Annotated in this window: 17 protein-coding genes; 10 read left to right on the top strand and 7 right to left on the bottom strand. The window is 60.7% G+C overall.

Going from position 1 to position 19,044, the window contains the following annotated elements; translation table 11 throughout:
• Window positions 1-198: 198 nt before the first annotated feature.
• The 7 genes from J5278_RS21785 (at window position 199) to J5278_RS21755 (ending at window position 10,769) form a co-directional block, all read left to right on the top strand.
• The gene (locus J5278_RS21785) at window positions 199-2,874 is read left to right on the top strand and encodes a LuxR C-terminal-related transcriptional regulator (protein WP_219259131.1); all 2,676 of its coding nucleotides are present in this window, start codon (window positions 199-201) and stop codon (window positions 2,872-2,874) included.
• Window positions 2,875-2,983: 109 nt separating this feature from the next.
• Window positions 2,984-4,678, top strand: coding sequence for a hydantoinase B/oxoprolinase family protein (locus J5278_RS21780; protein ID WP_219259127.1), 1,695 nt, complete (start codon window positions 2,984-2,986; stop codon window positions 4,676-4,678).
• Window positions 4,675-6,732 carry a hydantoinase/oxoprolinase family protein gene (locus J5278_RS21775; RefSeq protein WP_219259125.1) on the top strand — a complete coding sequence of 686 codons (2,058 nt, stop codon included), beginning with the start codon at window positions 4,675-4,677 and terminating at the stop codon, window positions 6,730-6,732. The genes J5278_RS21780 and J5278_RS21775 overlap by 4 nt, the downstream gene beginning before the upstream one ends.
• Before the next feature lie 2 nt (window positions 6,733-6,734).
• On the top strand, window positions 6,735-7,793 hold the full coding sequence (locus J5278_RS21770) for an ABC transporter ATP-binding protein (protein ID WP_219259123.1): 1,059 nt from the start codon (window positions 6,735-6,737) through the stop codon (window positions 7,791-7,793).
• A 68-nt stretch (window positions 7,794-7,861) separates the two neighbouring features.
• Complete coding sequence (locus tag J5278_RS21765; protein ID WP_374109209.1) at window positions 7,862-9,037, top strand: PotD/PotF family extracellular solute-binding protein; 1,176 nt, start codon at window positions 7,862-7,864, stop codon at window positions 9,035-9,037.
• 59 nt (window positions 9,038-9,096) lie between these two features.
• Complete coding sequence (locus J5278_RS21760) at window positions 9,097-9,966, top strand: ABC transporter permease (RefSeq protein WP_219259118.1); 870 nt, start codon at window positions 9,097-9,099, stop codon at window positions 9,964-9,966.
• Window positions 9,963-10,769 (top strand): ABC transporter permease, encoded by an 807-nt coding sequence (locus J5278_RS21755; protein ID WP_219259116.1) that lies wholly within the window; start codon window positions 9,963-9,965, stop codon window positions 10,767-10,769. Before J5278_RS21760 ends, J5278_RS21755 begins: the two co-directional genes overlap by 4 nt.
• Window positions 10,770-10,830: 61 nt before the next feature.
• Here J5278_RS21755 and J5278_RS21750 read toward each other — a convergent pair whose 3' ends face one another.
• Both J5278_RS21750 and J5278_RS21745 read right to left on the bottom strand, forming a co-directional pair.
• A complete protein-coding gene (locus J5278_RS21750; protein ID WP_142831692.1) occupies window positions 10,831-11,307 on the bottom strand; it encodes an Hsp20 family protein in 477 nt (158 codons plus the stop codon).
• 192 nt (window positions 11,308-11,499) lie between these two features.
• Entirely contained in the window at window positions 11,500-12,393 is an 894-nt protein-coding gene (locus J5278_RS21745; RefSeq protein ID WP_219259114.1) for a LysR family transcriptional regulator, read from the bottom strand.
• A gap of 115 nt (window positions 12,394-12,508) precedes the next feature.
• On the opposite strand from J5278_RS21745, the gene J5278_RS21740 reads away from it, so the two are divergent.
• From J5278_RS21740 to J5278_RS21730, 3 genes are all read left to right on the top strand, one after another.
• Window positions 12,509-12,949: a DoxX family protein gene (locus tag J5278_RS21740; RefSeq protein WP_219259112.1), complete on the top strand. Its 441-nt coding sequence runs from the start codon at window positions 12,509-12,511 to the stop codon at window positions 12,947-12,949.
• Window positions 12,950-13,070: 121 nt separating this feature from the next.
• Entirely contained in the window at window positions 13,071-13,583 is a 513-nt protein-coding gene (locus tag J5278_RS21735) for a hypothetical protein (RefSeq protein WP_257623473.1), read from the top strand.
• Window positions 13,576-14,187 (top strand): TlpA disulfide reductase family protein, encoded by a 612-nt coding sequence (locus J5278_RS21730; protein WP_219259110.1) that lies wholly within the window; start codon window positions 13,576-13,578, stop codon window positions 14,185-14,187. The genes J5278_RS21735 and J5278_RS21730 overlap by 8 nt, the downstream gene beginning before the upstream one ends.
• A 27-nt stretch (window positions 14,188-14,214) precedes the next feature.
• Here J5278_RS21730 and J5278_RS21725 read toward each other — a convergent pair whose 3' ends face one another.
• The 5 genes from J5278_RS21725 to J5278_RS21705 form a co-directional block, all read right to left on the bottom strand.
• The gene (locus tag J5278_RS21725; protein WP_142831653.1) at window positions 14,215-14,985 is read right to left on the bottom strand and encodes an SDR family oxidoreductase; all 771 of its coding nucleotides are present in this window, start codon (window positions 14,983-14,985) and stop codon (window positions 14,215-14,217) included.
• On the bottom strand, window positions 14,982-15,977 hold the full coding sequence (locus J5278_RS21720) for an ABC transporter permease (protein ID WP_219259108.1): 996 nt from the start codon (window positions 15,975-15,977) through the stop codon (window positions 14,982-14,984). The genes J5278_RS21725 and J5278_RS21720 overlap by 4 nt, the downstream gene beginning before the upstream one ends.
• 62 nt (window positions 15,978-16,039) lie before the next feature.
• Window positions 16,040-17,080, bottom strand: a complete 1,041-nt coding sequence (locus tag J5278_RS21715; protein ID WP_142831655.1) for a sugar ABC transporter substrate-binding protein — start codon at window positions 17,078-17,080, stop codon at window positions 16,040-16,042.
• A 32-nt stretch (window positions 17,081-17,112) separates the two neighbouring features.
• A complete protein-coding gene (locus tag J5278_RS21710; RefSeq protein WP_219259106.1) occupies window positions 17,113-17,883 on the bottom strand; it encodes an ATP-binding cassette domain-containing protein in 771 nt (256 codons plus the stop codon).
• Window positions 17,880-19,019 (bottom strand): ROK family transcriptional regulator, encoded by a 1,140-nt coding sequence (locus tag J5278_RS21705; protein WP_142831656.1) that lies wholly within the window; start codon window positions 19,017-19,019, stop codon window positions 17,880-17,882. The genes J5278_RS21710 and J5278_RS21705 overlap by 4 nt, the downstream gene beginning before the upstream one ends.
• Window positions 19,020-19,044 lie beyond the last annotated feature (25 nt).

Genomic DNA, 19,044 nt, shown 5'->3' with positions numbered 1-19,044 from the left:
GATCGGTTGAAGTGATCGTTTTTTTGTAAAGGTCGTGCCGAGCGAGCAGTGTCCACGCGGAGCGGGCGCCAATTCTTAGTCAGAATAAGTTCATAATGGGTCCAGGGCTGACCGTACACTGGTTTCATTTGCGTAGATAGAACACGTCATTTTGCTTCCTCGACTTGCAACTGGCGCTGGCGCCAGCAATCATGGGGAATGACAATCGACCGACACCTGTTTCAGCCACCAGCGAGCAATTACGCGGACATAGTGCGTCGGGATATTCTGGCGCAGCTGCAGCGTTCTGGATCGCGGCGGTTGACGACGATCGTCGCTCCGGCTGGCTACGGCAAGACGTCGCTTGCCGCACAGTGGTACCAACTCTTGAAAAGCGAGGGTGAGCGGCCGGTCTGGTTGACGCTTGATGCCGAAGATTGCGACGAGCGTCGGTTTCTACTGGCGTTGATGGATGCGCTTGCGCCGCTCTTGCCGGACGAAGGGCGGGGGCTCGATGCCAGCAGCATGGCCGTGCCGTCAGTCCTCTCGGTGTTCATCACGCGGCTGCGCCAAATCGAGATGCCGGTCACTGTGTTCGTCGACGACTATCATTTCGCCCAGACCGACACGACGGAAGCACTTCTGGCAAGACTGCTTGCCGCAGCCGATCTCACCCATATCAGCTTCATTCTCATCTCCCGCAGCGCGCCCCGGTTTCCGCTGTCCGCACTGCGCCTCAACGGCGAACTCAGGCAGATCGGCGTTGCCGATCTCAGCTTTTCAGACTGCGAAGCGCAGGAATTCTTTGCGGGTCGCTCGACGCTGCTGACGAGCAGGCAGGTCGGCGAGTTGAACAAGCGGACCGAAGGATGGGTCGTCGCCCTGCAGATGGTCCGGGTCCTCGTCAACGATACCGCCGACAGTGCCGCGATCCTCAATTCTTTCGATGGCAGCAATGCTGAGATGGGGCGATACCTGTCGGAGCAAGTGTTCTCCAGCTTGCCGGAAGACATCCAGCGGTTTCTGATCGAGACCGCCACGCTTCCGGTTATCGGCCGGACGCTTGTCGCCGCCGTTTGCGATCTGCCGGATGCCGTCGGGCTGTTCAATCGGCTAGGCACTTTTGCGCTGCCGATCGCCGTGCTCGATAGGCATGGAGCATGGATCCGGTATCATCCGGTGTTCAACGGTTTCCTCAAGGAGGAGGCTGCCCGGATCGGTATCGATCCAGGTCGAGTGCTGAGAAAGGCGGCACGGTGGTTCCAGGCATCTAACGACTGCGACGCGGCCGTCCGGCATGCAATGCTGGCGGGCGATATCGCGCTGGCGGCCGAGATCATCGAGGCTGCCGGCGGATGGCGGCGGGTGTATGCGACGACACGAGGCGGCGCACTTTTGTTTCAGGCGCTGATCGAAAAGGCTCCGTGCATCAATCTCTCGGCATTCCCACTGACGACGCTCGGGCTTTGCGTCATCAGCGCCAAGGCCGGGCAGCTCGATACGGCCAATCACTACCTGACGCTGGCCGAGCGCTCCTGTGGTGAAGGGGAATTGTCCCGCGACTTGCGGGTCGTCCGGGTGCTTCTTTCGCTCTACACCGACCGGTGGGCAAGTGCTGGCGATCTATCGGCTCTGGAAGCGGATCTGTCGCAGGCTAGCGACATGGAGCTTATCCATCGCGCCCTGGCCTTGAACATGCTGTCCTACAATTTCCTGATCCGGACCGAGCTCGATCGAGCCTTGCATTACGGGCAACTCGCGCTTCGGGCTTTCCGCGATGGCGGCGCCGATTTCGGGGCGATGCACCTCTACACGCATATCGGTCAGGCGTCGTTTTTCAGCGGAGACATCATAGGCGCCGCCGAAGCCTATCGTAACCTCATCGTCGAGGCGCAGACGCATATTGGCAAGGGAAGCGATCTCGATGCCGTCGGGCAGGTGCTGGAAAGCGAAATACTCTCCATGCGCGGCGAGCGGCAGGCCGCGTCATCGGCGCTATCCTGGGCTCTGCCGCATCTCGAGCGCCACGACACCTGGTTCGACCTGCTCGCCGCTGGTTTCATGGCGCAGCAGCGCGTGCACCGGCTGAACGGTCACATCATTGCGGCCCACGCCGCCATGGACAGCGCTCGCGCGGTGGCTGCCCGTCGTGGCTTTGACCGCTTGACGCGGCTGATCGACGGCGAGCGTGTCACTCTGCTGATCGCCTCAGGCCACGTCGACGAAGCAGCCCGATTTGCCGAGGTCCAGGGAATGAGCCGGCAAAGCGCTGCCACCGATAGTTTCAACATGTTCGCCTACCATCTGCGGGGAGCCGTGCCGGCGTTATTATGGACCCGTATCGATGCGGCGCGCGGCGAAATCGCGGCAGCGCGCGCAGGGTTTCAGCGGCTGATGGCCCAGCAGCCAGCAAAGCCGCACATCCCCCGCCGTATCGAGCTCGGCTTTCTCGATATCCGCCTCCTGCTTGCCGAAGACAAGCCGCACGAGGCAGCGGCGAAACTATCGGACATGCTGCTGTCGCTGCCGGTCTTCGACTACCGCGCCATACTTCTGGTGGAAGGTGCGGAATTCGCCGAGCAGCTGGTTGGCCTTGCGGCGTCAATGGACGTGCCCGACGTCGTGTCGCAACGACTTGCCGACGCTCTGAAACTCGAGCCCGAATTCGATCCGCCGGTAGAGGAGGTGGCTGTCATTGCCAAGGTCGAGCCGGGCGGACTGACGGAACGTGAGCGCGGCGTCATGCAGCTACTCAGCGAAGGCCTGAGCAACAAGGAAATCGGCCGACAGCTGAGCCTCAGCGACAACACGGTCAAATTCCACCTGCGCAACATCTTCGCCAAGCTCAATGTCACGACACGCACCGCTGCCGTGATGGCGATCAGGCACCGCTGACCTATCCATATGGGTGGGGTGCCGCGAAGGCAGCCCACCCATATGGCAGGCTACCCGCAATGCGCGAGGTCGCTTAATCTGCCCTCAATATGAATGATGAGGGTAGAAAATGACCCCAGGGAACATGACTGTCGATCCCGTTACTCAGGAGATCATCGAAGGTAAGCTTATGGCGACCGTCGACGAGATGGGGATCGTCATGGCGCGCACGAGCATGAGCCCCGTGATCTACGAGGTGCTGGATTTTGCCTGCGGCCTGCTGACGGCTGAGGGGGAACTCGTTGCCCAGATGAATGGCATCACCCTATTTACCGGCACGTTTGGCGTCCAGGTAAAGGCGCTGATCGGTAGATTTGACGGCAATCTTGTCGATGGCGATATCCTGCTTTCGAACGACCCCTACGCCGGCGGCACGCACGCTTGCGACTTTGCCATCGTCAAGCCGCTGTTCGCCGATGGTACGATCGTCGCCTATGCGATCAACGTCGCCCACTATCTCGACGTCGGTGGATCGGTGCCCGGCAGCCTTGCGCCGGATGCCACCTCGGTCTTTCAGGAAGGCCTGCGGCTGCCCGGCGTTAAGGTAGTGCGCTCGGACGTGTTTTCCGACGAAATCCTCCACATCATCAGTGAAAACGTCCGCCTGCCCGAGATCGCGCTTGGTGACCTCAATGCGCAGGTCGCGACGGTGCGTGTGGCGGCGCGGCGGATGATGGAGCTATCGGCGAAATACGGCTCCGAAACGGTTAGTGCTGCGTTCACCAGTTTGCTCGATGCCAGCGAAAAGCGCAGCCGGGCTGCCATCTCCCTCATCCCCGACGGCTGTTACGAGGCAACCGATATCATCGATGGCGACGGCGTCAGTTCGGCGCCTATTTTCGTCAAAGTTGCCGTGACGATTTCCGGGGACAGCATTACAGCCGATTTCACCGGGTGCCCGCCGGCCGTGGCCGGACCTATCAACTGTGCACGCGGCGCGCTGCAGTCCGCAGTCAAGACCATCGTCAAGGCAATGGTCGGGCCGCAGGAGCCCTCCAACGAAGGCTGGTTCCGGCCGCTGACGGTGATCGCGCCGTCCGGTACGCTGTTTACGGCTGAAAAACCCTCGCCGACGGGTTGGTACTACGAGGGATCGGTGCATGCATCGGAGCTGGTCTGGAAGGCGCTCGCCGCCCTGGTGCCGTCGCGATTTTCCGCCGGTTCCTATTCCAGCCTTTGCGTCGTCTATATTTCCGGCAGGGATGCCAACGGGCAACCGTTTATCCATATCGAGCCGCATCACGGCGGCTGGGGTGCCAGTGAGCATCGAGATGGCGCCAATGCTGTCATCGCACTCACCGACGGCGACACCTACAACTATTCTGTCGAGCTGATCGAAGCCCGTTTCCCGTTGCGCGTCAAACGCTATGCCTTGAACGTCGAGGGTGGAACCGGCGAGGGGCGCCGACGCGGCGGCTTCGGCATCGTGCGTGAGTACGAGATCTTGAGCGGCGGTGCATCGGCCTACGGCAGCTTCGGACGCACCAGCACCCTTCCATGGGGCATGGATGGCGGCGGAAGCGGCACTGCGAATGTGCTGCAGATTGCGCCGGCAGATCGAGGTGCGCCGCAATCGCATGGCCGCGTCGCCCATATCGATCTTGCGACCGGCGACATCCTGCGGGTTGTCACCGGCGGCGGCGGCGGATGGGGAGACGCGCGCGACCGCGAAACCTTCAAGATCGAACAGGATCTGCAGGACGGATTTTTGACGGAGGCCGACGCGTCCAGGCTTTACGGATACGAGAGAAGGATTGCGGGATGATCAGACTTGCAACGGATGTGGGGGGCACGTTCACGGACCTCGTCGGCTATGACGAGCAGAGTGGCGAATTGTTCACCGCCAAGAGCCTGACGACTGTCGACGACCAGTCGATCGGCGTACTCGACGCCATCGCTGCTGCCGAAGCGAAAGACGGGTTGCGCACGCGGGACGTGACATTTTTTGCCCATGGCGGCACCACGGTCATCAATGCCATCACCGAGAGAAAGGGCGTGCGTACTGCGCTGGTGACCACTGCCGGCTTCCGCGACGTTCTGGAAATCGGCCGCGGCAACCGGCCCGATCTCTATAACCTCCAGTTTCACAGCCCCGAGCCATTCGTCCCCCGGCATCTCCGTTTCGAGGTTCGGGAACGCCTTGATGCTTCCGGCAAGGTGCTCATGCCGCTGGAATGCGACGACCTGCGGCCGATCATCGCGAAATGCCTCGAAGAGGATGTCGATGCTGTTGCCATTCTCTTTCTCCACAGCTACGCGAACCCCGAGCACGAGATTCTGTGTGCCGATATTCTGGCCGATGCGCTACCGTTTACGACCATCTGTGCAAGCCATGAAGTCTCGCGGCAGTGGCGGGAGTACGAGCGCTCGAACACAGTCGTGCTGAATGCCTACGTACAGCCAATCATTCGCAACTACTTTGCCCAGCTGGAAAGCTCGCTGACGGGCCGCAACCTGACCTGCCCCTATTACGCCATGCAATCGAACGGCGGTATCTCGACGTTCGACCAGGCCGTCAACAGCCCGCTGACGCTGGTGGAGTCGGGACCGGCGGGTGGTGTTGCCGGGGCGGCACGTATTGGTACCGCCATTGGCGAAAGTGAGGTTCTGTCGCTGGACGTCGGGGGCACGACGGCAAAATGCTCGCTGATCCACGATGGCCGCCCGACCTTGAATGTCGAATACAAACTGGAGCACACACGGATTGCGCCCGGCCATGCCATCCAGGTTCCGGTTGTCGATATCGTCGAAATCGGCTCCGGCGGTGGCTCAATTGCGCGCATCGACGATCGCGGAGCGCTGATCGTGGGCCCGCAAAGTGCCGGCTCGACACCGGGTCCAGCCTGCTACGGGCGCGGCGGCACGCAGCCGACATTGTCCGATGCCATCCTCGCCATCGGCATCTTCGATCCCGCGACATTTGCCGGCGGCAGTATGCGCCTGGACAAGCAGAAGGCGGAAGAAGCGATCGCGACTGTCGCCAGGCCGCTGGGGCTGAGCATCGAGGATGCAGCACTGGCGATCATCGATATTGCCCATGCGAGCATGATCAATGCCCTCAAGCTGGTGACCGTCCAGCGCGGTCATGATCCGCGCGATGCCGTCTTTGTTGTCAGCGGCGGTGCCGGACCTGCACTCGCGACCCGTCTCGGCCGCGATCTCAGCGTCAAGGCGACGATCATCCCGCCGCATCCCGGGATCTTTTCCGCATGGGGCATGCTTGCGGCTGAACCTCGGGCGGATTTTCGCGGCACTTGGTTCGCGCAGTTGTCGGCAGGGTCTCTGGCAGAACTGGCGCTACGGTTCGAGAGCCTGGAGACGGAGGCCATCGCATACTTCGCCAAGGGGCAGGAGGCCGATATCAGGTTCACCTATCAGGTCGAAGCGCGCTATCGCGGACAGGAGCATGGTGTCTACGTGCACTTCCAGCACGAAGACGATGTCGACAGCCTTGCGGAACGCTTCCATGCGGCGCATGAACGATCCTATTCATTCAGGCTCGCGGATGCGGCTATCGAGATTACGACACTGCACCTCGAAGCGGTCCTGAACGGAACGGTCATCGCATTGCCGAAGATAAAGTCGTCCGTCGAGCGCGTGGCGCCCAGCGAACAAAGAAATGTCTATTTCGGCGGTTCGAAGGGATGGATCCCGTGCCCGGTCTATGCGCGTGAAAACCTCGGCGGTGGCCAGCAGATCGTAGGACCGGCTATCGTGGAGGAGGCGACGGCAACGACCTTGATCCAGGAAAATCAGACATTGAGCGTCACGGATAGCGGCATTCTGATCGTTCGCGAAAACAGCGCCAAGGCAGGATAAAGATGGCGATATCGATCCAGATCGATCATGTCAGCAGGGAGTATGGGCCTGTCAAGGCGCTGGACGATGTGACGCTCGAGATCAAGGCGGGTGAATTCTTCACGCTACTCGGATCGTCCGGATGCGGGAAAAGCTCGCTTTTGAAGCTGATCGGCGGCTTTGACCGCCAGACCTCGGGTCGTGTTGCGTTCGACGGCAAGGATGTCGGCGATGTTCCGGCCAATCGTCGGCCGGTCAATACCGTCTTCCAGAATCTGGCGTTGTTTCCCCATATGACCGTTGCCCAGAATATCGGTTACGGGCTTCGCCTGAAGGGGATGTCCAATGCCGAACTACAGGCAAAAGTAGACGATGCGCTGGATCTTGTCGAACTCTCCGGCTTCGGCCCACGCGACGTCAATCTGCTCTCCGGCGGCCAGCGGCAACGGGTGGCGCTCGCCCGCGCCCTGGTCATGGAGCCGGGCATCCTGCTGCTGGACGAACCTCTGACCGGGCTGGACGAACGCTTGCGCCAGCAGATGCGCGACGAATTCGGACGCTTGCACAAACGCACCGGCGCGACCTTCATTCTGGTCACCCATAATCAGGATGAGGCCCTCAGCCTCTCAGATCGCATGGCGGTCATGCATCGCGGCCGCATAGAGCAGGTCGACGTGCCGGCGCGGTTTTTCGAGACGCCGGCCAATGCTTTTGTCGCCCGCTTTGTCGGCATCGACACGGTGCTGCGGCCGGAGGCGGTGATGTCGGTGGGCGATCATGCGCAGGCGACTGTCGCCGGTCAGACGATGCCCGTGCGCATGGCCGGACCTTTGGACCCAACTGCAAGCGTCGTTGCCATCCGGCCGGACCGGTTATTTGTGGCGCCGTCGGGCGCGTCTCCGTCGCTGCGGCTCACCGTTGTCGGTACGACATTCCGGGGCCTGCACCGCGATCTGAAACTCGCCTTTGCCGATGGGCAGACGCTGATGATCGCGATTGATGCTGATAGTGCGGATCTCGCGATCGGGCAGGAGGTTTCGGTCGGCCTGAAGCCCGATGCCGCCGTGCTGATTGCAAGTTAGAGACTGCCGCCTGACGGTTCTGCAAGCTCCGCAAGCAATGCATGCAACAACAAAAAAGGGGAATGACAATGACGATCCATGACAGACCACTTTCATCCAATCGGCACAGCAATGTGCAGCGGCGCGATTTCCTCAAGTTGATGGGCGCAGGGGCTGCCCTGTCCGCCGGCGGCCTCGGTTTCGCCTCGCGTCTTTTAGCACAAGAGGCCGGCACGGTTGCCTTCTGGGCGACGGCGACGCTGGACATCGGCGACAAATGGCAGGCCTTCGCCAAGCAGAGCGGCGTGACGCCCGAGTTTACCGACAACGGCAACGACCTCGGCCCGGTGATCGCCCGCCTCGCGGCAGGCAATGCCAACGATCTCTTCGATGTCGGCGGCTTCCAGGGCGGCGCCGAAAAGGAACTTGCACGCCAGGGCGTCATCGTTCCCTGGGACCTTGCAAAGATCCCGAACTATGAGAGCCTTTGGCAGTGGGCAAAGAACATCCCCTACTTGAAGCAGGACGGAAAGCAGTACGGCATTCCGACCGTGGTCAACGCCGACTCGATAATCTACCGGCCCGACAAATTGGGCAAGATCGACAGCTACGGTGCGATCTTCGATCCGAAGCTGAAAGGTCGCGTTGCGATGGAAGATGCGTGGATCAACAGCGCCATTTTCACTGCCATGTACCTGAAGGAAAGCGAAAACAAGCCGATCGTTGATCCCGGCAACCTGACCGAGTCCGAACTCGGAATGGTCATGGAGTTTCTGATCAAGCACAAGACCGACGGTCAGTTCCGCACGTTCTGGAATGGCTGGGAACAGGGTGTGCAACTCGTTGCCGACCAGGAAGTCGATGCGATGACCGGATGGGAGCCGATTGTCTATGAAGGTCGCAAGCGCGGGCTCCAGGTGGAATATGCCGCCCCCGTCGAAGGATACGAGGGCTGGGGCAACAACACCGTTCTCCTCAAGGGGGCTGCAGATCGCGGTGTAGCCGACGCTGCGCATGGCTTCGTCAATGGCCTGCTAGGCGGCCTCTACGGCTGCGAGCTCGGCCAGGCGCGCGGCTATCTCGTGCCGACCGACAACAATGTCGCCTATGCCAAGGCGCATCCGGAAGAGTACAAGCCGGAAGAGGTGGAGAAGCTGGCGGAACACGTGAAAGCCAAGTTCGCCGGCAAGATCTACTGGCAGAACGCCCGGCCGGATAATTTCCAACTCTACGAAGAGTGGTGGCAGAAGCTGCGCAACGCCTGAGCCCCACAATCGGCAGCGGTCGTTTTCACCACCGCTGCCACCGAACCCCGGAGATGCCGATGGCGAGATTGCGCCTGCCCCTATCGTCGATGCTGATGACGCCGCCGCTCCTGGCGATCCTGACGCTTGGGCTGGTGCCGCTGACCGTCGTTATCGTCTGGAGTTTCTGGAGCTGGGATCCGCAGACCTATTGGATTAGGCCGGATCTTAACCCCGCCGGATACGAGGCTATTCTGGACGCAGGCCGATGGACCGTCATCGTCTCGACGCTGGTAAAGGCTTTTGCCACGGCGTTCCTCTGTCTGCTGATTGCCTATCCGACCGCCTATGCGATCCATTTTCTCGCCGGACGGCGGCTGAGCATCCTGCTTCTAGCGCTGATCACCACTCCCTTTTTCACGTCATACCTCATACGCTCCTTTTCCTGGCGGCTCGTGCTCGGCCGCACAGGTGTCATCAATACGATGCTGCAGGATCTCGACATCACTCAAGCACCCCTCGACTGGTTGCTGTTCAGCAATTTCGCAGTCGTCGTCGGGCTTGTTGCGTCCTATCTGCCGTTCGCGACCTTCCCGTTGTTGCTGTCGATGCGCCGCGTCAATCCGACATTGCTGGCGGCGGCTCAGGATCTCGGCGCCGGCTTCTGGAGAAGCCTTGCGACCGTCCTCATTCCCCTGACCTTATCGGGCATCTTTGCCGGCTTCCTGTTCGTCTTCGTCATGGTGGTCGGGTCTTCGACAGAGGTCCAGATGCTCGGCGGCGCGGGCGCTTCGATCGTTTCGGTGATGATCAACGACGTCATGCGTGTCGCCAACTATCCGTTGGCATTTGCAATTTCGACGGTGGTGCTTGCTGTCATCTTCGGTCTGGTGCTGGTCGGCAACCGGCTTTTCGACCTTGCCTCGCTCTTCGAGGATCAGTCGCCATGATGATCCGTGAAGGACTTTCCAACCGCATCCTGCTCTGGGTCGTCACCATTGCGGGACTACTCGTCATCTACGCGCCGCCACTCTATCTGCTTGCCGTGTCGTTCAATCCGGCGCTGCAGCCGGGTCTTCCGAGCCTCTCCAACCTCAGTCTTCAGTGGTACCTCGCGCTGCCGAAGGAAACAGCGCTGATATCGGCGTTGGAGCAGTCCCTGATCATTGCGACGGTCACGGCGGTTCTGGCGACAGGGATGTCGCTGCTCGCAGCCCTTGCCTATTTCGAATTGCGAGCCCGGCGGCGGGCATGGTTCCTGACCGTCATCCTGCCGATGTTCGTGCCGGGCGTCATCCAGGGGCTGGCTCTATCGGCCGTTTTCACGCGCGCCGGTATCAAGGCGTCGAGCATGACGGTCATCGCAGGCCATGTGCTGTGGGCGATGCCGTTCGCCTTCATCGTTATCCTGACGAGCTTTGCTGCCGTGCGCCGGTCCTATCTCGTCGCGGCCGCCGATCTCGGCGCCACCCGCTGGCGCCAGTTCATCGATATTACCTTGCCGCTCATCCGGCCGGGCCTGATAAGCGCTTTCATATTCTCTTTCCTGCTTTCACTGAACGAATTCACCCGGGCCTTCTATCTGGCGGGCCGCCAGAACACCCTTCCGGTGGTGCTGTTCGGCAAGATGAATTCCGGTGCGTCGCCAGTCATCTACGCGATGTCCGGCGCCATATTCCTGGTCTCGGTCGCCTGCGTCACGCTCATCGCGATCCGCTCTCTCATTCGCAGGTCAGAACCGGCGACCGGCTGATTGCGCCGGAAAGGGCGCTGGAAGCCAGCGCCCCCCAATGCTCATATGTTCACTGACATCCTCAGGCAGCTTTCTTGGCTTCAAGTTGTGGAGCGGTCGTGCTCGCGGCCAAAGTCGGGCCTGTCTGGATCTCGATCTTGCGCGGCTTCATCGCTTCCGGAATTTCGCGGACCAGATCGATGGACAGCAGGCCATTCGACAGACCAGCGCCGGAGACGCGGACGTGATCTGCCAATTCGAAGCGGTGCTCGAACGGGCGACCGGCAATTCCGCGGTGCAGATAACCTTCACCCTGCGTTTCCGCCTTGTTTCCGGTAACCGTCAGCAGGTTCGACTGGAACGTCAGGCTCAGCTCGTCCTGCGAGAAACCGGCGACTGCGACCGATATGCGGTAGGTATCGTCGCCCGTCTTGACGATGTCATAAGGCGGCCAGTCGCTGATCGAACGCGCGCGCTGAGCATTTTCGAGAAGGTTGAAGACGCGGTCGAAACCGACGCTCGAACGGAAAAGCGGTGCATAGTCATAAGATGTTGCCATAGCCATATCCTCCTTGAAGCAACATGGGTACGAAGACGCCGAAGCAACCGGCGCCTCGGTGATCGCTGGCCCTTTCTGGCATCCAGCAACAATTATATGGTTTTCCAAAAATTCGGTTTCAAGAGTTGTTTTGCAAAAAAAAGTGAGGGCTTCCGACGGACTGAATGTGGTCTCGCCGCGCTGCACCCGGTGTCATTTCTCCGACAGCCTCTCCACGAGCCAGCGACCCGCTGTGCCCAGGGCCGTGCCCCTTCTCCGTGCAACAACGAAGGGAAATTGCGGCATCCTGTCCAGTCCATCCCATTCTGTCGGGTGGAGCTCGACGAGCTTGCCCGCTGCGATATCTGCTGCCACTCGCGACCGTGGCATGCTACCCCACCCGAGGCCGGCAAGCAGCATAGCGTGCTTGGTCTCGAGTTCGGTCGTATACCAGCGATTGACGGCGATGATCCCGTGATCCTGCTTTGTCGAAACGGAGGGACGTGCTGCAAGAATGAGCTGCAGGTGATCTCGCAGAACTTCAGGTTGGATGGGGCCGGCGATCCTGGCAAGAGGATGTGCAGGTGCCGCGACTGCAACGAGTTCGATCAATCCGCACGCACTGCGTTCCAGCTGGTTGGTCAAGGGGAAATAATCGACGGTAATCGCGACATCTGCCCAACCATCCATCAGCGCCCGGACAGACGTTTCGACCGGCTCGACCATCAGACGCACCTGCAGGGTCGGGAAGGTCTCGTGAAAAGCCTTTAGGATCGTCGTCACGAGGTCCATCGGAATGAACGGATCGATCACGAGCCTGACCTCCGTCTCCACGCCTTTTGCCAATCCCGTGGCAACGAGTTGATATTCCGCGACGACATCGAGGATCCTTCGCGCGCGCGGCAACAGCGCAATGCCCGCTTCGGTGAGCACCGGACGGTAAGCGGAGCGGTCGAAGAGCAGCGCGCCCGTTTGGTCCTCTAGTTTCTGGATGGCATAGGTTATCGCCGAGTGCGCCCGGTTCATGCTTTTGGCTGCCGCCGCGAAGCTGCCCTCGTCAACGATGGCTACGAAAACAGCGAATTGGTCGAAGGATGCAGCGTTCATACTGTTCAGATTATCCGAACGTCTCCTTCGAAACTATCCCAATTTCATTTCACGCATGGCGAAGGCAAGTTCTCGCCGAGCAGATGAATTCACCAGAGATGTGAAGAGGCACGACATGATCCCCTCCGCAATCGGCATCGAGACCAGAAATAGTCACAAGCTGCTCAAAGGCGCGCTTTGGGCAGCCCAGGCGTTGCTCTTCGCCAGCTTCTGTTTCTTCGGCTTGACCAAGCTGACCACACCGATCTCCCAGTTGGCCGGCATGATGCCGTGGACAGGTGCCGTTCCCTCCAGCTTCGTGCGCCTGATGGGGCTCATCGATATCGCCGGCGGCATCGGCATCTTCATGCCGGCGCTGACCCGAATCCGGCCCCGGCTCACCGTAGCTGCAGCATTTGGCTGCACGGCGCTGCAGATCTGTGCCTCAGCGTTCCACATTTCCCGTGGCGAATTCGCGGTGTTGCCGCTGAATGTCGTTCTGCTGGCACTCTGCCTGTTCATTGTCTGGGGTCGCACACAGCGCTTTCCGATTTTGTCTCGGACAGACCAGGTCTGACGGAGCGAGGATTGCTTGCTGTGCAGTCCTTCCTCGATATCACCCATGAAGTGCAAAACGACACCCTTCGAACCCGCGTTGAACCCGAAGCGGTCGCCTATCGTGTGAGGAAGCAAATCGTATGAAGTTCGAGGAGGACCGTTTTCCGCTCCTGCGGCGTAGCGTGATGACGATGATGTCGTTTGGGCTCGTCGGCTTTGCCACCGCAAGGCCTGCCTTGGCGTCCGAGCCAAGCCCCGCCATCACGCCCGCCGCAAAATGGAAGAAGCCTCACCGCGTGATATTCCACGTCGATAGCAGCGATGAGGCAATCATGGGTCACGCGATCGGCGGCTCCATGAATCTGAGCCGATACTATGGCGACAAGGGCGAGCCACCGCTGATCGAGATCGTCGCAAACGCCGCGGGCATCGCGATGTTTCGCGCCGACAAATCTCCCCTTGCCGATCCCATCCGCGCGCTGCGGGAACTCATCCCCGGGCTGACGCTCAGTGTCTGTGGTTCCTCGAAGGCGATTGCCGAGAAAAAGGAGGGACAGGAAATAACGCTACTGGAGGGCGTGAAGGTCGTCCCTTATGGTGTAGGGAGACTGGTCGATCTCCAGGAAGCCGGATGGAGCTATATTCATGCATGATTTGACGACGCGCGGGCTGCGCAAGCCGGTAACGCGGCGGAGCGTAGTTGCAGGCGGCCTTGGCGCGGCAGCGACCCTTGCATATCCGCACGTTGCGCCGGCCCGCTCTTTTGACAATCCGCCGGTGCTTTATTCTGACCATCACCAGTTCACCATTCTGGAGCCATCGCTTGTCATGGCGCCGACGACGCTGTCTGGCCTCGACGGCAAGCCAAAAATCCTGAAGCCAGCCAGTGGCAAAGTAACATTGGTAAGCTTCTGGGCGACGTGGTGTGTCTTCTGCAAGACGGATATTCCTGCCCTGGCGAAACTGAAGGCTTCCATGGGAAAGCGGATCGACGTCGCCGCAGTTTCAATCGACAAGGGCGATCGCGGAGACGTCAAGCTCTTCCTCTCCGATCTCTCCGTCGCGGGCTTGCCGATCTACCTGGATCCGAACGGTACAGTAGCGGGAACGGATGCTGCCTCAGGCCAGCAGTTTCCGCTTTACGGAATGCCGATTACCTATCTGGTAACCCCTGATCAGCACATAGCCGGTTACATCGCAGGGACAGCAGACTGGCTAAGCAAACCGGGCCAGGACCTGCTATCCTATTACAGTTAGCTGTCAGCCCGCGGTCCGCAAATCCGCTCAGGTCGGCAGGATCTTGAAGTCGGCGCCTTCCGGTAACAGCTGTCCGCCATCGACGACGATCGTCGTGCCCGTCACGTATTTCGCGTCGTCCGATGCGAGGAACAGGAAGGCGTTGGCGACATCCCGGGGTGTTCCGAGACGGCCGAGCGGGATCGAATCCTCCATGTTCTTGATGAAGGCAGCGCTGCGGTGCATCTGTACGGCCTCGGTCAGGATATTGCCCGGCTCGACGCCGTTGACGGTGATGCCGTAGGACGAGAATTCCAGCGCGGCCGAGCGGATAAAGCCGTTGATGCCGGCCTTGCTGGCCGAATAGTGGCCATGGCCCGGGCTGGTGACATGCGGCCCCGTTATCGACGAGGTGAAAAGGATGGTGCCTGACCCTTGCGCCTTCATTGGCGTAAGGGCTGCGCGCGCGGCGTTGAAGCAACCGCGCAGGTTGACGGCCAGCACCCGGTCCCAGTCGTCGGGCGTGGTGTGTTCGATCAACTGCCAGGGATAGATGCCCGCGTTCTGGACGATGATGTCGAGGCGGCCATGACGCTCGATGGCGAGCGAGACGGCAGCGACAGTCTCCTCCATCGATGAGACATCGGTGCGAATGAAATCTGCTCCGAGTTCGCTGGCGGTTGCCTCGCCCTCGTTTTCTTCGAAATCGGCGAGCACGAGCTTCGCACCCTCTTCCTTGAACCGCAGGGCGACGGCCTTGCCGATGCCACGCGATGCGCCGATGACCAATGCCACCTTGTCTTTCAGTCTGTCTGTCATGCGAGCCTCTGGCGAAGTCTTTGTTTGAATGTATCGAGAAGAACTGCGGCGAGTACCAGGAAGCCGTGGATGACCTGGGTGTAGTTTGCCGGCAGTCCCATGAGGTTGATGGCGGTATTGATGGAGGAAAGCAGCAGCACGCCGGCATAGACGCCCGGCAGGCCGCCGACGCCGCCCTTGAGGCTGACGCCGCCGATCACCACCGCTGCAAAGGCATTGAACAAGAGCCCGACGCCGAGGTTGGCAGTGGAACCCGATGTCCGAATGGCCAGCAACCAGCCTGCGAGCCCGGCAATGGCACCTGCCATGACGAAGGCGAGGATCAGGTTGCGGGTAACGCGAATGCCGGCCCGGTATGTCGCGGTTTCGTTGCCGCCGATCATGACCAGATGCCGACCGAATTTCGTTTTCGACATCATAACCGAGAAGATCAGGAAGCAGCAGATGGCGATCCAGGCCGAAAGCGGAATGCCGAGGAAACGCTCGATGGCGAACCAGCGGATGGCCGGCGCAAGGTCCTGGGCCGATCGTCCGCCCGAGATCGCAAGCACGATGCCGCGCACCCAGATGAACGACGCCAGCGTGATGATGAAGGCACTCATCTTCAGCTTGACGACCAGCACTCCGTTGAGGAGCCCGATCAGCCCGCCGATGGAACAGGCGATCAGCAGGGAAACGGGGACCATGAGCCATTCGGGCGACAGCTTGATGCCGAGACCTATGCCGGCAGAGCAGAAGAGGATACCGACGGCCATCGCCGAGAGTGCGGCCACTGATTCAACCGAGAGGTCCATGTGACCGGTGATGATCACCAGCGCCAGGCCGATCGACATGACGCCGAGCACGCTCGACGCTTCGATGATGTTGGTAAAGATGCCGATCTGGAAGAAGTTCGGGATCACCGCCGAAAATACGGCAAGCACGAGGATAAGCATGAACCAGACGAGATTATCGAGAACGTATTCGAGGGTTTTGCGTGTACGAGGCGTCATCAGGCAAATCCGAATTGGAGGGGAGGGGTCCGGGGTACTGTGACCCCGGACGGAAAGTCCGACTACTTTACGGATTCAATCGTTCCAGCAGGTGGCTTGAGGTTGCCCCAGAATGCGGGGTTGTCGACATTGGCCTTGGTGATTGCGGAGCCCGGGACCTTGATGTTCGGCCCCCATGGCTCGATCGTTACCTCGCTCTTCAGACCCAGCACGTCATAAGTGCCGGCCTTGATCTCCTGCTTGGCGACCACCTTGTCCATGAACATGGCAACGGCGGCGGCCTGGGCGTAGAGCGGCTGCTCGACTTCGGTATTGAGCCAGCCCTTGCGGATCAGGTCGAGACCGACGGGAGCGCCGTTCGAGCTCATAATCATGACATCGCCCGGCTTCTTGCCGGCTGCCTCGAGCGAAGCCACCGCTGCCACCGAGAGATGGGCGGCATGCAGGAAGATCAGGTCGATATCGGGATTGGCGAGCATCTGGTCGGAGACGATGGTACCGGCATTGCTCGCTTCCCACTGCATGGCGGGAACCGAAATGATTTTGACGCCGGGAAAGGCTTTCATCTTTTCCTCGAAGCCCTTCTGGATATCGAGCGTGTAGGGGTCGCCAGGGTCGCCGAGGACCTGCAGAATCTTGCCCTTCACGTCACCTTTCCTGGCCTTCAGCATCGCCTCGGCCTGATCTCCGGCGATATGGCCGATCTCGACCGTGCCGGCCACGGAGGTGAAATCAGACGGCGTCGAGGTGATCTGGCGGTCGAATTCGACGACAGGAATGCCGGCAGCACGGGCTGATTCAATCGAGGGCTTCAGCGCGTTGAAATCGACGGCAGCGAGAATGATCGCCGCAGGCTTCAGCGCCATGACGTCGTTCATCTGCGACTGCTGGGCGTCAGTCTTGTTGTCGGCATTCAGTGTCTTCATGTCATAGCCGGCCTGCTTCAGGAACAGTTGCAGGGCGTTGACCGAGCCGGTCTGGAATTCGTCGAGCAGGGTGGGCACGAGGTAATAAACGGTGCCCTTGCTTTCGGCGGCGGCTGTCGTGAGCATGGACAAGCCGAGCACCATCACGCTCAGCAAGGTTAGCATTATTCGCTTCATGATCGTTCTCTCCAGTTTGAGCCGGACCCCTTTCATTGTCTGCCCACCGGTCCGGCTCCGGCGAGAGTTTGCCCTGTGATCATCTGGATCACTGCATCCGGGCTTGTCTTGCTGCATTCGACATCGCCGGCGACGACGCCGTGGCGGATGACGACAATGCGATCTGCGACCTGGAAGGCCTGCTGCATGATGTGGGTGATGATGACGACCCCGATGCCCTGGTTGGCAACGTGGCGGATCATGTCGAGCCCGCGCCGCGTCTGTTCTACGCCAAGCGCTGCGAACGGCTCGTCCAGCAGCACCAGCTTTCCGCCCCAGTGGACGAAGCGGTTGAGCTCGATCGCCTGGCGCTGGCCGCCGGACAGGTGCTCGACCTTGGTGCGCATGGAAGGAATGCGCGTTCCGGCGCTGGACAGCGCCTCGCTGGTGATTTTCTCCATCGCTTTCTCGTCAAGAAACGGTATGCCGGCGAACTTGCGGGTGATCTCGCGACCCATGAAGAAATTGCCGACCACATCGACATTGGTGCAAAGGGACAGGTCTTGGTAGACGGTCTCGATACCGGCTGCCTTTGCCTCCGCGGGGGTTTTGGCCTGGAACTCCTTGCCCTCGAAAAGCATGTGTCCGGCAGTTGGCTGCAGGCCACCGGAGATGATTTTCACCAGTGTCGACTTGCCGGCGCCGTTATCACCGAGAAGGGCGACGACCTCGCCCTTGCCGATCGAGAAACTGATACCCTTCAGGGCTTCGATCGCGCCGAAGTTCTTGCGAACACCATCGAGGACGAGCAGTTTCTCAGTCATACGGCAATCCCTTTTTCTGAAGTTTCAAACATCTGGCCGAAGCGTGGCGAGAGCGCCCCGAAGACCGCAAGCGCCGCCGCACCGCGGAGCGCTGAATGCTGGCAATCGCTCGCCACCATCACGCGTGGATGGGCGCGGTCTGAGCGGTCGGAAACTGAGCTATTGAGCCCGTCGACCAGCGACGCCAGCTCGTCTATCAGCGGCTGTGGTGCTAGCCCGCCGATGACGACGGTTTCGGGATCGAAAAGGTTCTCGATGGTGCGGATCGTGTTGCGGAAGATCGGCGCGATCTCGCGCACCCAGTCGGCCTCCGACAGCCCGCGCCTGTTGAAGGCATCGAGGGACAGATAGCGCTCCAGGCAGCCGCGGTTGCCGCACGGGCAAGGCTCGCCGTCGGGGACGGCCGGCATGTGGCCGATTTCCCCGGCATTCCCCCAGGCCCCGCGCATAACGAGGCCGTCATGCATCATGGCGCCGCCGAGACCGACGCTGAAGAACAGGTAGTAATAATCCGAAAGCTGCTGCCCGAGGCCGTAAAGCTGCTCGCCGAGCGCTGCGGCTGCCATGTCGTTCTCGAAGAACGCAGGCAGGCCCGTGGCATCGGCGAGGCGCTGGCGGATGTCGACGTTCTTCCAGCCGATCATCGTCGTGGAGCCGACGAAGCTCATGGATTCGACGTCGAAGGGTCCCGGCAGCGCCAGGCCGGCACCCAGCAAACGGCCGCCGCGAAGGCCTGCCTTCAGCTCGGAGATCATCTCTTCGATCAGCGCGAAAGCGTCGTCCGGAATTGGATTCAAGGCGACGCGATGGCGGCTGTCGACAACGTCACCGAGCAGGTTGACCAGCGCCGCTTCGATGAAAAGCGGTGTGATGTGGATCCCGATGGAAAGCCCGCCGTCGGGATTGATGGTCAGCGTCGAGGGCGGAATGCCGCGTCCCCGGGGCTCCTCTTTTACGGACAGGATGAGACCCTGTTCCTCAAGCTCGCGGACGATGGTGGAAACGGTCTGCACCGTCAGTCCTACTCGAGTGGCGATATCGCCACGGGTGGTCGGACCCAGAAGCCGGATCGATTCAAGCACGATCCGCCTATTGTAGGGCCTTCCCGACTCCTGATTGGTGCCCCGCAATGCCATCCCAAAACTCCATGCAAGCTCAGGA

This window comes from Rhizobium sp. B21/90, from assembly GCF_019355815.1.
Classification (GTDB): Bacteria; Pseudomonadota; Alphaproteobacteria; order Rhizobiales; family Rhizobiaceae; genus Rhizobium; species Rhizobium rhododendri.
Note: the sequence above shows the minus strand (reverse complement) of the source record. Positions and strands in the feature narration are given on the sequence as shown.